Source organism: Tautonia plasticadhaerens (genome assembly GCF_007752535.1).
In the GTDB taxonomy this organism is placed as follows: domain Bacteria; phylum Planctomycetota; class Planctomycetia; order Isosphaerales; family Isosphaeraceae; genus Tautonia; species Tautonia plasticadhaerens.
Window position 1 is genome coordinate 4,035,011 of record NZ_CP036426.1, and the last position, 16,866, is coordinate 4,051,876.

Genomic DNA, 16,866 nt, shown 5'->3' on the forward strand with positions numbered 1-16,866 from the left:
GGGCGATGCCCCCGGGGCCTGGCAAGGCCGATCCCGGGATCGGGGAGGCGGGCCGCGCCGATCAGAAGCCGCCGGAGCTGCCCAGGGCGTCCCGGATCCGGCCGGCGGTGGCGGGGTCGCCGAGGTCGGACTTGCCGAACCCGGGCAGGGCCCCGGCCTCGACCGCCCGCTGCTGGGCGTCCTGGTGGTTGCTGACGAGCATCACGGGGACCTCGGCCAGGGCGGAGTCGCGTCGGATCGCCTCGATCAGCTCCAGGCCGGACCCGCCCCCGCGGTCGAAGACGCGGTTGACCAGCACGAGGTCGAAGCCGGCGGGGTCGGCCCGGAGGGCCTGCAACGCCTCGTCGGCCGAGTCGGCGGGGTCGACCTTCGCCTCGACGGACTGCTGCAGGAACCGGGAGATCGAGGAATGGTCGTAGCCGCACTGGCCGACGCTGAGGACTCGGGGGCCGGGCATGGTGCTCGTCCGGATGAGTGGGGGATTCGGGGTCGATGCTCTTCGAATGGGAGCGAGGCCGGGCCATCGGCTGCAAGCGGGATGCCGGGGGCGGGCTCAGCCCGGGCCGAGCCCCTCGAACCAGGGGCGATACGGCGTGTTGACCGCCATGCGGCGATTGTAGTCCGGCGCCCCGTCGGGCCACCAGGGCGGGCCTCGCTCCCCGAGGGCGACCTTGGCGGCGTCGATCCGCCGCCGGGCCAGGAGCCTTGCCTCGTCGTCCCCGGCCTTCCGGGCCCGGCCGAGGGCCGATCGGGCCGACATCAGCTCGCGTTGGAGCCGGGAACGCTCCTCGGCCGGGAGCGCCGGGTTCGACATCCGCCAGAGCCGCCCCCGGACGACGAAGTAGCGGCCGTCGGGGGTGACGGGGTAGGGGGGCGAGGGCACCGGGAGGGACTCGGGGATGGGGGAAAGGAGCATGGGCCTCGTCCCCGATCGGCGGCCCCCGACCGGCCGCCGGTGGGCCCTTCGACCGGGACGAGGCCCGGGCCGGGATCCCGGGCGGTTGTTCGGGGGGGAGGGCCGGCGGGCCCACCCCCCACCCGGGCAATCGGGATGCCGGGGGCCCGGGGTCACGCCTTCCGGGTGTAGCGGATCGTCATGAACTGGACCCAGTTGCCGTCCTCTCCCAGGATGCGGGACGTCATGTTGCGGTGGTCGTCGTCGACCAGCTCGATGCTGTCCACGTATTTCGCCGTCCCCTGGCCGGAGAAGCTCGGCCCCTCGGCCTCCAGCGTCAGCACCTTGCCGGTCTCGTCGAGCGAGCCGCTGTACGTCCAGAGGTGGGCCATCCCTGTGGCGATGAACGTCCCCACGAAGCGGCCGCCGGCCGGGTCGAAGCCGAGCGTCATGATCGAGCTCATGGGCCCGACGTCCGGCACCTCGCCCTCGCCCTCGGCGATGGTCCAGAGGCCGCCGAGCGAGCGGACGACCTCGACCCCCTGCGCCGTCATCGTCGGCTGGTCCGGGCCCATCAGCATCTCGGACTCGTAGGTCCATTCCCCGACGAGCTTCTCCAGCCAACGGTGCTGATCCTGGGGTTCCGCGTGCATCGATCCCTCCTCCCGGAACGGGCGTGACGCCGGCGACCGGCCACCTCCTGTTCGCCCGAACAGGAGTCCGGCCGGACTCGTGGATTCAATCCAGAGATCGGCCGTTTGTCAACGCCTGTACACTCAATCCGGGAGAAAAGCGGAGGTCGATCGCGCCATCGAGCCTCAATCCTTCGGACGCCCGGCCACCCGCGTCACGAGTGCCACCACCGTTGGTGCAGGTAGGCAATGGCCGCCAGCAGGTCGGGCGAGTCCCGGCTCGGCTCGATCGCGAAGAGCCAGCACCGCATCGTCGGGCCGACGCAGCCGAGCAGGTCCGGGGAACCCCGGACGGTCCCGGTGACGCGCAGCTTCCAGAAGAACGGGGTGTCGAAGACCCAGGCTTCCCCGCCCGCCAGTTCCAGCGCGTGCCGTTTGCGGAGGAGGGATCGGACCGATAAGGTCCACACCGGGCCCGAGTCCCGACGCATCACGTACCGGACCCCGGGGAGGAATCCCTCGGGGGCGATGGCCCCATCCTCCGACCCGCCGGGCCCCTGCACGCGGACCCGGGACGAGCGACGGGATCGTGATTCCAGCACCAGGCAGGGCCGCTCCGGGGGATCGTAACGGATTTCGGTGTCCTCGTCCGCGGCGTAGACATGGACACGTTCGGGCACCTCGTCCCGGATCACGGAAATATAATGGCAGGCATTCCCGAACCAGGACGGCATCCACAATTCGCCCACGATTCGGCACCCCTCGTCATCCTAGCCGGTGATCGAGGCCGGGGCGGTCGCCTCAGCCGGTCGGCTCGGCGCCAGGACGGCCGGGGCCACGCTGGAAGCGTCGAAAGACGCGGTCGCCGGCACCCCGGGCCGACTCGGAGACGGTGGTGACCTTGGCGGTGACGTTCCCCTTCACGCTGTCATACGTGGTCACCACGCGGCCCTTGACGCCGTCGAAGGTCTGGGTGCCCTTCTCCCGGACGGCCCCCCAGACGGCGCCGGAGATCTTGGCGGTGCCGGCGGCGACGATGCCGCCGAGCATCCGGGCGGCCTCGGCCGAGGCGGCGCGTCGGATCGCCGGCCTGGGCTGGAGGACGACGGCGCCGCAGTACTTCTTGGCGATCAGGCCGACCCGGAGGGTCAGGTAGGCGTTGGCCGAGCCGGACATCACCGAGTTGACCAGCAGCATCGTGGCGACCTGGAAGCCGGGGATGGCGCCGGCCATCGAGCCGACGGTCGAGCCGAGGATCGGCTGGATCTGCTCGTTGAGGTCGACCTCCTCGATCGCCCCGGCGGCGAAGGCGGTGGCGGCCACGTTGGCGTAGAGCCGGGTCATGTCCTTCGCCGTCGGCCGCTGGCTGTAGAGGTGGGCGACCTGCCAGACCATCCGGGATTGCGCCGCCAGGACGATCATCGCGTCGAACTTGCCGTTCTGGGAGACGGCCGTCGACAGGAAGACGACCGAGGCGGTGGAGCGGACGATCTCGTCGGCCCGGGCGTCGAGCTGGGCGATGGCGCGGTCGAGCCCGGCCCGGGAGGCCAGGTCGGCCTCGGTGACGAGGGGGTTGCCGGCGAGCCGGCGGCGGAGATTATCCAGGTGATCGGGGAAGGCGGGGTCGTCCTCGGCCCGGGGGGGATCGAGCGACCGGGGGAGCCGGACGAACAGCACCACCGGCACGCCGATCAGGGCCGCGTAGGAGCCGACCAGGCCGACCAGCGTGGCCTTCCCCAGCAGGGGATGGACCTCGCCCGCCAGCGAGACGACCCCGGCCGTCTGGTTGACCACGACGACGCCGAAGGAGAGCAGGACGAACCCGCTGACGAGGACGGCCGCGTTCTTGATCGTGCGATTCATTCGGGTCGACCTGTGAGAGGGTCCCTCGGTCCGGGGCCGGGAGGCCCGTCGGCGAGGGGAGGGGGCCCGGGCAGGCGGAGTCATCTTCCAGTGCAAGGCGAAGCGTTGCAAGGTCATTCGTCGGGGAGGGGCCGGGGCCGGCGGGCGGTTGACGGGGGCGGATCCCGGCCCCTAAGATCGCAGTCCTGCCCGACCGTCGGCCGACCCGTCCCACCGCGTTCGAACCGATCAAGCCGCGGTCAGGCGCTCTCCACCTGACCCGAGACCCGGGCCCCGATTCGCGCTCGAATCCGGCCCGCGGAGGCGACGATCATGGCAAACCAGAGCGGCGGCGGCGGTTCGATCGAGAGCGTGCTGGTCGAGAATCGCGTCTTCCCGCCCCCCAAGGAATTCGCGTCCCGCGCCCAGATCTCAAGTCTCGACCAGTACGAGCAGCTCTGGGACCGCGCCAGGGCCGAGCCCGAGGCCTTCTGGGGAGAGCTGGCCAACGAGCTGATCACCTGGATCCGACCCTTCTCCACCGTCCTGGAGTGGACCCCGCCGCACGCGAAGTGGTTCCTCGGCGGCACGCTGAACGTCGCCGCCAACTGCGTCGACCGCCACGCCGAAGGGCCCCGCGCCGACAAGCCGGCGTTGATCTGGGTCGGCGAGCCGGGGGACGAGCGGACGATCTCCTACAAGGAATTGAAGGACGAGGTCTCGAAGTTCGCCAACGTCCTGAAAGGCCTCGGCGTGAAGAAGGGGGACGTGGTCGCCCTCTACATGCCGATGGTGCCGGAGCTGGCGATCGCCTGCCTGGCCTGCGCCCGGCTCGGGGCGCCGCACACGGTGGTCTTCGGCGGGTTCAGCTCCGAGGCCCTGGCGGGCCGGATCCAGGACTGCTCGGCCAAGGTGCTCGTCACCGCCGACGGCGGCTACCGGCGCGGCAAGGTCGTGCCGCTGAAGGCCAACGCCGACGGCGCCGTCGACCACTGCCCGACGATCGAGTCGGTCGTCGTCCTGAAGCGGACGGACGACGACGTGCCGATGGTCGAGGGCCGGGACCGCTGGTGGCACGACCTGGCCGCCTCGGCCTCGGCCGACTGCCCCGCCGAGCCGATGGACAGCGAGGACACGCTGTTCATCCTCTACACCTCCGGCTCGACCGGCAAGCCGAAGGGGATCCAGCACACCACGGCCGGCTACCTGCTGGGCACCGCCTACACCACCAAGGTCGTCTTCGACCTGAAGGAAGACGACGTCTACTTCTGCACCGCCGACATCGGCTGGATCACCGGGCACTCGTACCTCGTGTACGGCCCGCTGGCCAACGGGGTCACCTCGGTGATGTACGAGGGGGCGCCGAACTTCCCGGACGAGGCACGGTTCTGGAAGATCATCGAGGACCACAAGGTCACGATCCTCTACACCGCCCCGACGGCCATCCGGGCCTTCATGAAGTGGGGCAAGCAGTTCCCGAAGCGGCACGACCTCTCCAGCCTCCGCCTGCTGGGCACGGTGGGGGAGCCGATCAACCCCGAGGCCTGGATCTGGTACAACGAGGTCATCGGCGGCGGCCGATGCCCGATCGTCGACACCTGGTGGCAGACCGAGACCGGGGCCATCATGATCTCCCCGCTCCCCGGCGCCACGCCCACCCGGCCCGGCTCGGCCACCCGTCCGCTGCCGGGGATCGTCCCCGAGGTCCTCGACCACGACGGCAACCCCGTCCCCGACGGCCACGGCGGCCTGCTGGCCATCACCCAGCCCTGGCCCTCGATGCTCCGGACCCTCTGGGGGGACGACGACCGCTACCGGCAGACCTACTGGTCGATGTTCCCCGGCCGCTACTTCACCGGCGACGGCGCCCGCAAGGACGCCGACGGCAACTTCTGGATCATGGGCCGGGTGGACGACGTGCTGAACGTCTCCGGCCACCGGCTCTCGACGATGGAGATCGAGAGCGCCCTGGTCAGCCACCCCGCCGTGGCCGAGGCCGCGGTGGTCGGCAAGCCCGACGACCTGAAGGGCCAGGCCGTCGCCGCCTTCGTCACCCTCGAATCGGGCCAGGACCCGACCGACGCCCTGAAGAAGGCCCTGGCCGCCCACGTCGTCAAGGAGATCGGCGCCCTGGCCCGGCCCGACGTGATCCGGTTCACCGAGTCCCTCCCCAAGACCCGGTCCGGCAAGATCATGAGACGCCTGCTCCGCGACGTGGCCGCCGGGGTCGAGTCCACCGGCGACACCACGACGCTGGAGGACCTGAGCGTCCTGGCGCAATTGCGTCAGGGCGACGAGGGCTGATCCCGGCCGGCCGGGGCGAGACGGGGCGGGATGAGATCGGTTGCCACCGGCGGGAGGGCCGATCCGCCGGTGGTGGCCGAGGTCCCCAGTCGTCCCGGACGAGGCGCCCGAAGACCCGCATCACCCCCGGAGATCCCCCGTGCCCCTCCGCCTTGCAGCCCCTTGCGTGTTGCTCCTGATCGGGTCGACTCCGCTGCTCGCGCAGCCCGACGCCTCGGAGTCGGCCGGGGCGGTCGAGGCGCTCCGGGCCGCGCTCGACGAGAATCGCGGCATGCCGGCCGATCTCGCCGGGGAGCCGTTCGCCCGGGTGCCGCTCACCCGGGAGGACGCGGCGACGGCCCGGGGCCTGATCTGGCAGGCGCACGAGGCCCGGATCCGCCGGGATCGGGCCGGGGAGCTGGAGGCCCGGGTGATCGAGGACGGCGACCTGACGATGCCCTTCTCCTATTCGACCTTCGGCGAGGAGCCGGAGGGGGGGCGGGGCCTCTACATCTCGATGCACGGTGGCGGCAACGCGCCCGCCCGGGTGAACGACCGCCAGTGGGAGAACCAGAAGCGACTTTACGAGGTGGGGGAGGGGATCTACCTCGCCCCCCGGGCGCCGACGAACACCTGGAACCTCTGGCACGAGCCGCACATCGACCGGATGTTCGGCCGGCTGATCGAGACGCTGATCGTGCTCGAAGGGGTGGATCCGGACCGGGTGTACCTGCTCGGCTATTCGGCCGGGGGGGACGGCGTGTATCAGCTCGCCCCGAGGATGGCCGACCGCTGGGCCGCGGCCGCGATGATGGCCGGGCACCCCAACGGCGTCTCCCTGCGGTCGCTCCGCAACGTCCCCTTCGCGCTCCAGGTCGGCGGCGACGACTCGGCATATGACCGAAATACGGTCGGCCGGGAGTACGGCGATCGGCTCGATGCGCTCCGGGAGGAGGACCCGGGCGGCTACGAGCACCTCGTGAAGATCTACGAGGGGAAGGGACACTGGATGGACCGGGAAGACGCGGTGGCCTTGCCCTGGATGGCCGGGTTCACCCGGGATCCGATCCCGTCGAAGGTCGTCTGGGAGCAGGTCGGCACCCCTCACGGGCGATCGTACTGGCTCGCGGTGCCTCCCGAGGACGCGAGGCTCGGGTCGTTGGTGGTGGCGACCCGGGGGGGCCAGACCATCGAGGTCGCCGAGGCGGAGGGGGTGTCGACGCTCCTGGTCCGGCTCGACGACCGGATGGTCGACCTCGACCGGCCGGTCCGGGTCGAGCACCGGGGCGAGGCGCTGTACGAGGGGATCGCGCCCCGGACGATCGGGACGCTGCTGGAGACGCTGGTCGGCCGGGGCGACCCGGGCCTCCTGTTCGACGCGGAGGTGTCGGTCGCCTTGCCCGACGCGGGTTGAGGCCGGGGGGGGCACGCCCGGACCGGGGGGCCTCAGGCCGTCTCCACCACCGACTCGGGTCGGTCGGGGGCGGTCGTCTCCGGCTCCGGGGCGGGGCCGGGAGGACCGAGGAGGACCTCCTCCCCCTCGGAGAGGCCGTCGACCACCTGGAGGCGGTCGATCGAGCCGGGGCGGGCGTCGACCACGCGGCGTTCGACTCCGGCCGGGCCGACGACGAAGCAGACCGTCTCGCCCCCCTCGACGGCCAGGGCCTCGGAGGGGATCGCCATGGCGTTGCGCTCGGCCGGGATGAGGATGGCCACCTCGGCGCTGAGGCCGGGCAGCAGCCGCTCGCCGGGTTCCAGCTCGATGCCGACGTTGTAGCGCATGACGCCGGTGGCCCGGGCCATGGTGTCCTCGGTGTCGGCGAACGGCGAGACCTGCGTGACCCGGCCCCGGAGGACCAGGCCCGGCTTCGCGTCGACGCGGACCCGGGCCTCCATGCCCTCGGCGACCCTCCAGATCTGGGTCTGGTTGACCTGGGCCTCCACCACGGGCCGGTCCAGGTCCGGCAGCAGGAACAGGTCCATCCGGCGGTAGACCTCCAGGCCCACCCGGATCGGCGAGCCGTCCCGGGTGGTGCAGTAGACCACCCGGCCGTCGTGGGGGGCCCGGATGGTGCAGCGTTCGAGCTGCGACTCGGCCAGGGCCAGCCGCTCCTCGTCCAGCTCCAGGCGGCGGAGGGCGAAGCGGTGGGACGCCCGGGCCTGGTCGAGCCTCGACTCGAGCTGCCGGGTCAGCTTCGGCTGGGTATACCGGACGTAGTCCCGGACCGACCGCTCGGCGCGGTCGAGCGCCAGCCGGGACTGGAGCATGGTGATCAGCTCGTCCTGGACGGCCGAGATCGCGACGTAGCCGAGGGGCAGCACGCGGTTGGTCCAGTCGAGGTGGTCCTGCTGCTGCTGGAGCTGGGACTTCGCCAGCGCGACCTGCCCCTCGAGCTGCATGAGCGTCTGCGGGCGGACGCCGTCGAGGTACTCGGCCAGGGCGATCTCGGCGGCCTGCAGGTCGAGCCCCGCCTTGGCCTCCTCCGCCCGGGCCTCCTCGACGCTGATCTGCAGCAGCCGGGCGATCTCGTCGAACCGGGAGGGGTCGATCTCGGCGAGGATCTCGCCGGCGTTCACGTAGGACCCCTCGGGGACGAGGCTGATGAGCGTCAGGCCCGACGGGCTCCGCGAACGGGAGCCCCGCCCTCCGGTGCTCAACCCCGCCCCGCTGATGTTCTCGACCTCGCACTCGATCAGCGTGTACCGGGCACTCTTGACCTGGCCGGGGACCGTGACGGCGAACCGGGACTGCGGGTCGAGGCGCATGACCCGCGCCACCGGGGGGCCGCCCGGCCCGGGATCCCGGCCCCAGGGCAGGCCGCCCGCCTGATAGAGCCCGGCGAGCCCGGAGATCGCCACGACGGGCATCGCCAGCAGGAACGGCCTGAGCGGGGGCTCGAATGGCATCGGCGTGCTCCCGTGGCGAGGATCCGAGGGCCCCGCCCCCGGTCGATCTGCCGGGACGGGCGACGGCGGGCCGCCCGGGCCCGGCCGACCGCGACGGAGGCGGTCGCGGTCGGCCCGGGTCCCGGATCGTCCCGGGGGAGCCGGCGGGCCTCTCGGGCCGGTTTCGTGCGTCGCATCCCATCAACCAAGGGATGCAACCAGCCCTGGCTTCGCGGACTCCGCCAGGGATATGGGCGCCGAGTCGCCCCGGCCTGGCCCCACTTCCTCGGGAAGAGGACGGCCCGGAGGCCGGGTCGTCCGGGTCGCGCCCCCGAATCTCGGGGAGTGCCGGGGTCGGCCCCTCGACGATCCGCCCGACGGCCGGGCCCGATCCCGGGGCCTGGCCTCATCGGGCGGCGACGGGATTCTCCAGGGTCCCGAGCCCCTCGATCGCGATCCGGACCACGTCGCCGGCCCGGAGGGAGAACTCGTCGGGGGGGACGATGCCGGTGCCGGTGAGCAAGACGACGCCGTCGGGGAAGGACTGGTCCCGGCCGAGCCAGGAGATGAGGTCGTCGAGGGGTCGGGCGAGCCGGGAGGTGGAGGTGTCTCCCGAGAAGACAGGGGAGCCGTCCCGGAGGATCTCCAGGGTGATGGCGAGGTCGGCGGGGTCGGGGACGGCGGAGATGAGGGTGACGCAGGGGCCGAGGGCGCAGGAGGACTCGTAGACCTTGGCCTGGGGGAGATACAGGGGGTTCCGGCCCTCGATGTCCCGGGCCGAGACGTCGTTGCCGATCGAGAGGCCGACGAGGCGGAGGGTGTCGTCGAGCACCAGGGCCAGCTCGGGCTCGGGGACGGACCATTTCGTGTCGGACCGGACCCGGATCGGGGCGCCGTGGCCGACGGCCCGGCCGGCGGTGGCCTTGAAGAACAGCTCGGGGCGGTCGGCGGAGTAGACGAGGTCGTAGAAGGAGCCCCCCTGCTCGGATTCCTCCTGGCGGGCGACCTTGCTGCGGATGTAGGTGACGCCGGCGGCCCAGATCTCGTGGTCGTCGACGGGGGGGAGCAGCCGGATCGAGGAGACGGGGAGGGCGGGGCGGTCGGGGTCGAGGCGTCGGGCGGCCTCGGCGGCGGGGTCGGTGGCGTGGAGGATCGTCGCGATCCGCCGGGATCCGCGCAGGGGGCGGAGGGAGTCGCCCTCGATCAGGCCGAGGCGGGGGAGGCCGGACTCGGGGTCGAGAAATTTCGCAAGCTGCATGGCCGAGACGAGCCTTTCGTGTTAGAACCCGCGTCCGGTCGATCGGCCGAGGCCGTCCTCGCACCGTCGTCGCGTCGCGTCGGGGGCCGGGAGGGCGGGGGCGATCGAGGGCCGACCGAGGCCCCCGGGGGAGGCCCGAGCGGCATCCCCCGGCCCCGTCGGGATGCCCGGCCGGGAGGGCCGGGGCCGCTCGGAGTCGGACCGGAAGGAACCGGGAGGGGGCGGATGGCGCCGGATCGGATCGTCGTGGTCGGCCACGCCGCGGTGACGTGCCTCGGGCCGGACCTGGACACCACCTGGCGGCGACTCGTCGCCGGCGAGTCGGGCCTGTCGAGCCGCCCGGATCGGCTCGACCCGGGGCAGTACCTCCAGGACGTCGCCGGGCTGGTCGACGGCGTCGGGCCGGGGACCCCCCTCGAAGATCCGGCGATCGCCCGGCTCGGGTCTCGGTTCGTGCACTTCGGGCTCCTGGCCGCCCGCCAGGCCTGGGCCGATGCGGGCCTGGATCGAGGTGACCTCGGCGTGCCGGGCGACCGGGTGGCGGTGGTGGTCGGCTCGGGGCTCGGGGGGCTGGACCTCTACCACGCCGAGGGCCGCCGGGCCTCCTCCCGCAAGACGCTGGCGACCGGGCCCTATCTTGTGCCGGGGCTCATCGCCAATCAAGCCGCCGGGCAGGTCTCCCAGCAGCTCGGGCTGCACGGGCCGAGCCTCTCCCCGGCCAACGCCTGCGCCACCGGGGGGCACGCGATCGCCAGCGCCGCCCTGCTGCTCCGGGCCGGCGAGGCCGACCTCGCCGTCTGCGGGGCGAGCGAGAGCGCCTTCACGCCCGAGGTCGTCAACGGCTTCGTCACCATGAAGGCGATGCTCGCCCGGAAGCCCGGCGACCGATCGGCCGGGGACCCCTCGCAGGCGAGCCGCCCCTTCAGCGTCGACCGGGCCGGGTTCGTGATGGCCGAGGGGGCGGGGATCCTGGTGCTGGCGACCGAGTCGGCCGCCCGGCGGTTCGGCCTGACCCCGCAGGCGGTCCTGGAGGGGTGGGCGACCAATTCGGACGGCTTCCACGTGGCCCAGCCGCACCCGGACCGGGTCCGGCGCTGCCTGGAGCTGGCGATCGGCCACGCGGGGATCCACCCCGAGCAGGTCGACTACTACAACGCCCACGGCACGAGCACCTCGGTGAACGACCGGGTGGAGGCGGAGGCCGTGAAGGCGATCTTCGGCGACCGGGCGAGGGCATTGCCGGTCAGCTCGATCAAGGGGGCGGTCGGCCACGCGCTGGGGGCGGCCCCGGCGATCGAGGCGGCGGTCTGCGTGCGGGCCCTGCGGGAGCAGGTGGTGCCGCCGACGATCAACCACCGGGCCGACCCGGCCCTGGACCTCGACTTCGTCCCGGACGAGGCCCGGGGGGCCCGGCTCGGCCGGATCCTCTCGGCCTCGTTCGGCTTCGGCGGCACGAATAACGCCCTGGTCTTCGGGAGGTGGAACGATGCGTGATCCCCAGCTGTTCGACGCCGTCTGCGCGCTGATCCGCTCCGTCGTCAAGCTCGACCCCTCGGTGCCGATCGCCCCCGAGTCGACCCTGGTCGACGACCTCGGGGTCGACTCGCTCGACCTCGTCAGCGTCTTCCTCGAAGTCCAGGACGCCTTCGGCGTGGTGGTCGACGAGGAGGATCTGAACGGGATCGTCTCGGTGGCCGACCTGGTGGCGTACGTGGAGGGGCGTCGGGCGTCCCAGGCGGCCTGAGCCGGGGATCGGCGGCCGCGGGGCCGGGCGGGCGTCCCTCGGGCTTGGCCCGGCGATCCGCCCGGGACGGCCCGCCATCCGTCGCCGTACGCCCGCTACGCGGCGGCTTCCGTCCGCGTCGGCCGAAACCGAGATGCAGTCCGTCGGGTCCGGGGGCAAGTCGAGCATGGGCCGTCGCGGGATCAATACGAGGAAGGGGCTCCTCCGGGCGACGCTGCCGCTGCTGAGATGGCTGCCGGTCCGGACGGGACTGGGCCTGATCGGGGAGATCGGCCGCTGGGAGTATCGCCTGTCGCCGGGGTCGAGGGCCCGGTTCGACGGGGCGATCCGGCGTCACGCCGAGATCCTCGGGGAACGCTGGGATCCCGGGGTCGTCGGCCCGGAACTGGCGGCCAACCGGATCCGGTCCCGGGCCCGGGACCTGCTGCTCGACGGCCGGACCGACGCCCAGCTCGACGGGGTCTTCCGGGTCGAGGGCCGGGACCGGCTCGACGAGGCGGTGGCGCGGGGCAGGGGGGTGCTGCTGCTGGGCAACCACTTCGGGGCCCACCTGCTGATGGCCTACTGGATGATCCGGCACGGCTACCAGTGGCGGATGTTCGGCGAGCGGCCGAGGCACATCTCGAAGCTCATGGCGGCCCAGTTCGCGCTGGAGGGGCCGCTGGGGCAATCCCGCCTGTTCGTCTCCCGCAAGACCAACCCGGCCGAGGCCGCCGGGGCGATCCTGAGGGCGGCCCGGGTGCTCAAGGGGGGGATCGTGCTCTCGATCGCCTCCGACGTCCGCTGGCCGACCCCGCCGAACGCGACGGCCCGCTTCCTCGGCCGGTCGTACGACTTCTCCTCGACCTGGGTGACGCTGGGGGCCCTCTCCGGCGCCCCGGTGGTGCCGGCCTACTGCTCGATCGAGCGGGACGGGACCTACCGCGTCGAATTCGAGCCCTCGTTCGCGATCCCGACCGCCGCGGCGCGGGACGAGGCGCTGGCGGCCCACTGGGTCCAGCACGGCCTGGATCTGATCGAGGGCCGCGTCCGCACCGACCCGGCGAACAGCATCGACTACTTCTTCTGGGAGGAGGACGAGGCGAGGCCGAGGGCCCAGATGGCGGGGTGAGCGGTGGCCCATCCGGGCCCGCCGGGCAGATCTCCGACCCTCGCCCCGCCCTCGGGGGAGGGGGTGGCCGGAGGCCGGGCGCGGGGGCTCGGATGACGCGCGAGGCGTGGCGAATCCTCGAGGACCCCTCACCCCGGCCCTCTCCCCGCGACCGGGGATGAGGGGGGCGGAGTCTGGCCCGGCCCCGAACCACTTCTGCCCGGGTCGTGTCGGGCGGGTCGACCGGCCCCGACCGCGGGTTGACCGATCAACGGGACTTGTTAGATTTCATGGAGCAGGGTCCTCCGCTCCCTCTCCCCCCCAATCACCCCCGGCTGTCATGAATCCGTCGTCGTCCCTGAGTCGATTGGCCCGAGACCGAGGAGGGTCGCCGATCAGCGACCTGATGAAGCGTGCGCTCGACAACCCCCGGCTGATCTCCCTGGCCGCCGGGTTCGTCGACCCCGCCTCGCTGCCGCTGGATCCCACCAATCGGGCCGTCGACGCCCTGCTGGGGGATCCGGCCCTCGGCCGTCGGGCCTTGCAGTACGGGACGACCATCGGCGACCCGTCGCTCCGGGCCCGGCTCGTCCGGCGGCTGGAGCGGGAGGAGGACGCCCTGCCGGGGCAGTTCGAGCACGTCGTGCCCCGGACGGTGGTGACCAACGGCTCCCAGCAGTTGCTCTACCTGGTGGCCGAGGCGCTGATCGACCCGGGGGACGTCGTCCTGGTCGAGTCGCCGACCTATTTCGTCTTCATGGGGCTGATCGAGGGGCGGGGGGCCCGGGTGATCGGCGTGGAGACGGACGAGGGCGGCCTGAACCTGGAGGCGCTGGAGGAGACGCTCCGCAGGCTCGAGGCCGAGGGCGACCTGCCCCGGGTGAAGCTGATCTACACGGTCAGCGAGCACTCGAACCCGACCGGGATCAGCCTGGCGGAGGGCCGCCGGGGGCCGCTGGTCGAGCTGGCGAACCGGTGGTCGAAGGGGCATCAGATCTTCGTGCTCGAGGACGCGGCGTATCGGGGCCTGAGCTTCTCGGGCCGGGAGCCGTCGAGCGTCTGGAGGCACGACGAGGAGGGGCGCTGCGTCATCCTCGCCCGGACCTTCAGCAAGAGCTTCAGCCCGGGGCTCAAGACCGGCTTCGGCGTGTTGCCCGAGGCGCTGGTCGGGCCCGTGCTGAGCCTGAAGGGGGACCACGACTTCGGCTCCAACAACTTCGCCCAGATGGTGCTCGATCGCGCCCTCGGCGACGGCGGCTACGACGCCCAGGTGGCCCGGCTCCGCGAGGTCTACCGGGACAAGTGCGCCGTGCTGCTCGGGGCGCTGGGGGAGCACCTCGGCGGGGTCGAGGGCGTGAGCTGGACGGTCCCCAGGGGCGGGCTCTACGTCTGGCTGACGGTGCCGGAGTGGCTGGACACGGGCAAGGCGGGGCCGCTCTTCTCCCGGGCCCTGGAGCACGAGGTGCTCTACGTGCCGGGGTGCTACGCCTTCGCCGAGGAGCCGGGACCGGTGCCGAACAACCACGCCCGGCTCTGCTTCGGCGTGCCGGACGAGGATCAGTTGCGCGAGGGAGCCCGGCGGCTGGCCGGGGCCCTGGCGAGCTGCGGCGAGCAGGTCGCCTGAAACGGGCTGAGTCGGGCGGGACGGGATCGGGCGCCGAGTCGATCGATCGGACCGGGGCAGGGAACGCCCCGATGGCCTCGCGAGGGAACGCGACGTGAACGGACTCCTTCGCCGATACGCGACCGGCATCCTGCCGAGGTACGTCATGGCGCAGGTCGCCAAGGCGTTCTCGCTGGCCTTGCTGATGCTCACCAGCATCTTCGTGCTCGTCGTGGTGGTCGCCAAGGCGGCCGACGTGGGGCTCGGGCCGCGGGAGATCGCCATGATGCTCCCCCTGGCGGTGCCGAGCACCCTGCCCTACACGGCGCCGGTGTCGCTGCTGTTCGCGGTGTCGGTCGTCTACGGCCGGATCGCCTCGGACAACGAGGTGCTCGCCGTGAAGGCGTCGGGCCAGGGGGCGATGACGATGATGCTGCCGTCGTTCCTCGTCGGGGCGATCCTCAGCGGCGGCCTGATCTTCCTGAGCAACGACCTGATCCCGAGGGCCACCCACCAGACCAAGGTGGCGCTCTTGAGCAACCTGGAGGAGCACTTCTACCGGATCCTGAAGAAGGAGCGGTCGTTCGACAACCCGCTCTGGCCGTTCAAGATCGAGGTGGAGGACGTCGAGGACAAGACCCTCGTCGGCGCCCGGTTCTCGCACCGGAACAAGTCCCCGGAGGCCGAGTCGCCGTTCGACCTCTACATCTTCGCCGAGCGGGCGGCGATCCGGTTCGACAAGGACGAGGAGAAGATCGTGGTCGGCCTGGAGGACGCCTACGTCATCGGCGACCACAAGCGGCCGGACTTCGTGCTGATCGACAAGGAACGCCTCGAATTGCCGATGCCCGGCAACCGGGACATGGTCGGCACGGTGCAGGAGCTGACCACCGGCCAGATCATGGACGAGCAGGAGCTCTGCATGACGAAGTCGGTCGAGGACCGCCGGAGGCAGTCGGTGGCGGCGTCGCTCTGGATCGCCTCGGGCCGGCCGAGGCTGGTCAACTGGGGCTTCGTCCGCCAGGCGTTCATCGACTACGACTACTTCGAGCACCGCTACGACAAGCTCGAGACCGAGAAGCAGATGCGGGTGGCCATCGCGTTCAGCCCCCTGTTCTTCGTGCTGCTCGGCACGCCGGTCGGCATCTGGAGGGCCCGGGGGGACTTCCTCACGGCCTTCATGGTCTGCTTCCTGCCGATCATCACCATCTATTACCCGCTCACCCTCTTCGGCGTGAACCTGGGCAAGGAGGGGATGGTCGAGCCGCTCCTGGCCCTCTGGGCCGGCAACCTCGTGCTGGCGGTGCTCTGCGGCCTGGTGCTCCGGCCGGTGCTGCGGCACTGATCCGGCGGCGGGTCGGTCGGATCGGGCCGGGTTTCCAAGGAAGGGAGGGGGCCGGATGCTGCGGATCCTGGACAGGCAGCGCTACTGGGCCTTCCTGAAGGCCTACGTCATCTGCTTCGTCTCGCTGGTCGGGCTGATCATCGTCATCGACGCCTTCGCCAACTTCGACGAGTTCACCCAGGCCGCCGGCGGCCTGGCGCTGCTGAAGAAGATCGGCCGCTATTACCTCGTGCGGACGAGCCTGTTCCTGGACCGGCTCAGCGGGGTGATCGCCATGATGGCCGCCGTCTTCACGGCGACCTGGATGCAGCGCAACAACGAGCTGCTGGCGATGCTCGCCGCCGGGGTCGGCACCAAGCGGGTCATCCGCCCGGTGCTTATCTCCGCCTGCCTGGTCAACGGCGTCGCCGTCCTGAACCAGGAATGGGTGATGCCCGAGATCGCCGACGAGCTGATGCAGAAGCCGGCCCACTTCGACGGCAAGCAGGTCACCGCCTTCCACAGCAGGCAGGACCGCAACGGCGTCGCCGTCAGCGTGGGGACCGGCGGCGAGGGGGACCCCCGGCGTCGGATCGTCACCAAGTTCCACGCCTTCCTACCCGTGCCCGCCCTGGGCACCTTCGGCACCGTCGACGCCGCCGAGGCGGCCTACGTCCCCCCCGGGCACGCCGGCGTGCCCCACTCCGGCGGCTGGCTGCTCCGGCGCGCCCGGGTCAGCCCCCCCGACGCCCCGGTCGACCCCGAGTTGCTGATCGAGCTGCAGGCCCCCGACGGCCTGGCGGGCTTCCCCCCCTCGAAGGACGGCCTGGCGGATCTCGGCGGCCGGACCTTCTTCCTCAGGACCGACGTCTCCTTCAAGGCGATCACCCGGGACCACCGCGAGTGGTTCCGATACGCCTCCACCCCCGACCTGGTCGAGGCCCTGGCCGACCCGTCGAACGACCCGGAGAAGACCGAGATCGCCGTGTACCTGCACACGAGGATGCTCCGCCCGCTGATGGGCATGGCGCTGCTGTTCCTCTCCCTGCCGCTGGTCCTCGGCGGCGAGGGGAGGAACATGTTCCTCAACCTCGGCCTGTCGCTGGCGACCTCGGCCGCCTATTACGGGACGCTCAACGTGGCCCAGTACCTCGGCGGCAACGGGGTGCTCACGCCGATGATCGCCGCCTGGGGGCCGCTGGTCGCCTTCGGGACGATCGCGGCGGCGCGCTGGGACTCGATCCGGACCTGACCGACGCCGGCCCGGGGATGCCCGCCGGACCTCGGGAGGATGCCCCCCGGCGCCGCC

The 16,866-nt window shown here is 72.0% G+C and carries 15 protein-coding genes; 8 read left to right on the top strand and 7 right to left on the bottom strand.

Annotated features, from left to right (window positions below):
* Positions 1-61 precede the first annotated feature (61 nt).
* The 5 genes from ElP_RS16100 to ElP_RS16120 all read right to left on the bottom strand — a co-directional run bounded on the left by ElP_RS16100 (position 62) and on the right by ElP_RS16120 (position 3,390).
* The gene (locus ElP_RS16100; protein WP_145270974.1) at positions 62-457 is read right to left on the bottom strand and encodes a response regulator; all 396 of its coding nucleotides are present in this window, start codon (positions 455-457) and stop codon (positions 62-64) included.
* A gap of 96 nt (positions 458-553) precedes the next feature.
* The gene (locus tag ElP_RS16105) at positions 554-916 is read right to left on the bottom strand and encodes a hypothetical protein (RefSeq protein ID WP_145270976.1); all 363 of its coding nucleotides are present in this window, start codon (positions 914-916) and stop codon (positions 554-556) included.
* A 152-nt stretch (positions 917-1,068) separates the two neighbouring features.
* Entirely contained in the window at positions 1,069-1,548 is a 480-nt protein-coding gene (locus tag ElP_RS16110; RefSeq protein WP_145270978.1) for a DUF1579 domain-containing protein, read from the bottom strand.
* A gap of 194 nt (positions 1,549-1,742) precedes the next feature.
* On the bottom strand, positions 1,743-2,276 hold the full coding sequence (locus ElP_RS16115) for a hypothetical protein (protein ID WP_197447031.1): 534 nt from the start codon (positions 2,274-2,276) through the stop codon (positions 1,743-1,745).
* A 52-nt stretch (positions 2,277-2,328) separates the two neighbouring features.
* A complete protein-coding gene (locus ElP_RS16120; protein ID WP_145270982.1) occupies positions 2,329-3,390 on the bottom strand; it encodes a DUF697 domain-containing protein in 1,062 nt (353 codons plus the stop codon).
* Between the two features lie 312 nt (positions 3,391-3,702).
* Here ElP_RS16120 and acs point away from each other — a divergent pair, with 312 nt between their 5' ends.
* Together acs and ElP_RS16130 are read left to right on the top strand one after the other, a co-directional pair.
* Positions 3,703-5,673, top strand: coding sequence for an acetate--CoA ligase (acs, locus tag ElP_RS16125; protein ID WP_145270984.1), 1,971 nt, complete (start codon positions 3,703-3,705; stop codon positions 5,671-5,673).
* 139 nt (positions 5,674-5,812) lie between these two features.
* The gene (locus tag ElP_RS16130; RefSeq protein WP_145270986.1) at positions 5,813-7,066 is read left to right on the top strand and encodes an alpha/beta hydrolase family protein; all 1,254 of its coding nucleotides are present in this window, start codon (positions 5,813-5,815) and stop codon (positions 7,064-7,066) included.
* A 32-nt stretch (positions 7,067-7,098) separates the two neighbouring features.
* Here the strand turns inward: ElP_RS16130 and ElP_RS16135 are convergent, their stop codons facing one another.
* Both ElP_RS16135 and ElP_RS16140 read right to left on the bottom strand, forming a co-directional pair.
* A complete protein-coding gene (locus ElP_RS16135) occupies positions 7,099-8,559 on the bottom strand; it encodes an efflux RND transporter periplasmic adaptor subunit (RefSeq protein ID WP_145270988.1) in 1,461 nt (486 codons plus the stop codon).
* 385 nt (positions 8,560-8,944) lie between these two features.
* Positions 8,945-9,796 (bottom strand): fumarylacetoacetate hydrolase family protein, encoded by an 852-nt coding sequence (locus ElP_RS16140; protein WP_145270990.1) that lies wholly within the window; start codon positions 9,794-9,796, stop codon positions 8,945-8,947.
* A gap of 225 nt (positions 9,797-10,021) precedes the next feature.
* On the opposite strand from ElP_RS16140, the gene ElP_RS16145 reads away from it, so the two are divergent.
* From ElP_RS16145 to ElP_RS40665, 6 genes are all read left to right on the top strand, one after another.
* A complete protein-coding gene (locus tag ElP_RS16145; RefSeq protein ID WP_145270992.1) occupies positions 10,022-11,290 on the top strand; it encodes a beta-ketoacyl-[acyl-carrier-protein] synthase family protein in 1,269 nt (422 codons plus the stop codon).
* The gene (locus tag ElP_RS16150) at positions 11,283-11,540 is read left to right on the top strand and encodes an acyl carrier protein (protein ID WP_145270994.1); all 258 of its coding nucleotides are present in this window, start codon (positions 11,283-11,285) and stop codon (positions 11,538-11,540) included. The genes ElP_RS16145 and ElP_RS16150 overlap by 8 nt, the downstream gene beginning before the upstream one ends.
* A 133-nt stretch (positions 11,541-11,673) precedes the next feature.
* The gene (locus ElP_RS16155) at positions 11,674-12,651 is read left to right on the top strand and encodes a lysophospholipid acyltransferase family protein (RefSeq protein WP_145270995.1); all 978 of its coding nucleotides are present in this window, start codon (positions 11,674-11,676) and stop codon (positions 12,649-12,651) included.
* Between the two features lie 385 nt (positions 12,652-13,036).
* Positions 13,037-14,254: an aminotransferase-like domain-containing protein gene (locus tag ElP_RS16160; protein WP_231749753.1), complete on the top strand. Its 1,218-nt coding sequence runs from the start codon at positions 13,037-13,039 to the stop codon at positions 14,252-14,254.
* Between the two features lie 94 nt (positions 14,255-14,348).
* Positions 14,349-15,578 (top strand): LptF/LptG family permease, encoded by a 1,230-nt coding sequence (locus tag ElP_RS16165; protein ID WP_145270999.1) that lies wholly within the window; start codon positions 14,349-14,351, stop codon positions 15,576-15,578.
* 55 nt (positions 15,579-15,633) lie between these two features.
* Positions 15,634-16,809, top strand: coding sequence for an LptF/LptG family permease (locus ElP_RS40665; RefSeq protein WP_261344437.1), 1,176 nt, complete (start codon positions 15,634-15,636; stop codon positions 16,807-16,809).
* Positions 16,810-16,866 lie beyond the last annotated feature (57 nt).

Coding starts and splice junctions, on each gene's coding strand:
- ElP_RS16100 (WP_145270974.1), bottom strand. CDS start 457: ATGCCCGGCCCCCGAGTCCTCAGCGTCGGCCAGTGCGGCTACGACCAT.
- ElP_RS16105 (WP_145270976.1), bottom strand. CDS start 916: ATGCTCCTTTCCCCCATCCCCGAGTCCCTCCCGGTGCCCTCGCCCCCC.
- ElP_RS16110 (WP_145270978.1), bottom strand. CDS start 1,548: ATGCACGCGGAACCCCAGGATCAGCACCGTTGGCTGGAGAAGCTCGTC.
- ElP_RS16120 (WP_145270982.1), bottom strand. CDS start 3,390: ATGAATCGCACGATCAAGAACGCGGCCGTCCTCGTCAGCGGGTTCGTC.
- acs (WP_145270984.1), top strand. CDS start 3,703: ATGGCAAACCAGAGCGGCGGCGGCGGTTCGATCGAGAGCGTGCTGGTC.
- ElP_RS16135 (WP_145270988.1), bottom strand. CDS start 8,559: ATGCCATTCGAGCCCCCGCTCAGGCCGTTCCTGCTGGCGATGCCCGTC.
- ElP_RS16140 (WP_145270990.1), bottom strand. CDS start 9,796: ATGCAGCTTGCGAAATTTCTCGACCCCGAGTCCGGCCTCCCCCGCCTC.
- ElP_RS16145 (WP_145270992.1), top strand. CDS start 10,022: ATGGCGCCGGATCGGATCGTCGTGGTCGGCCACGCCGCGGTGACGTGC.
- ElP_RS16150 (WP_145270994.1), top strand. CDS start 11,283: ATGCGTGATCCCCAGCTGTTCGACGCCGTCTGCGCGCTGATCCGCTCC.
- ElP_RS16155 (WP_145270995.1), top strand. CDS start 11,674: ATGCAGTCCGTCGGGTCCGGGGGCAAGTCGAGCATGGGCCGTCGCGGG.
- ElP_RS16160 (WP_231749753.1), top strand. CDS start 13,037: ATGAAGCGTGCGCTCGACAACCCCCGGCTGATCTCCCTGGCCGCCGGG.
- ElP_RS40665 (WP_261344437.1), top strand. CDS start 15,634: ATGCTGCGGATCCTGGACAGGCAGCGCTACTGGGCCTTCCTGAAGGCC.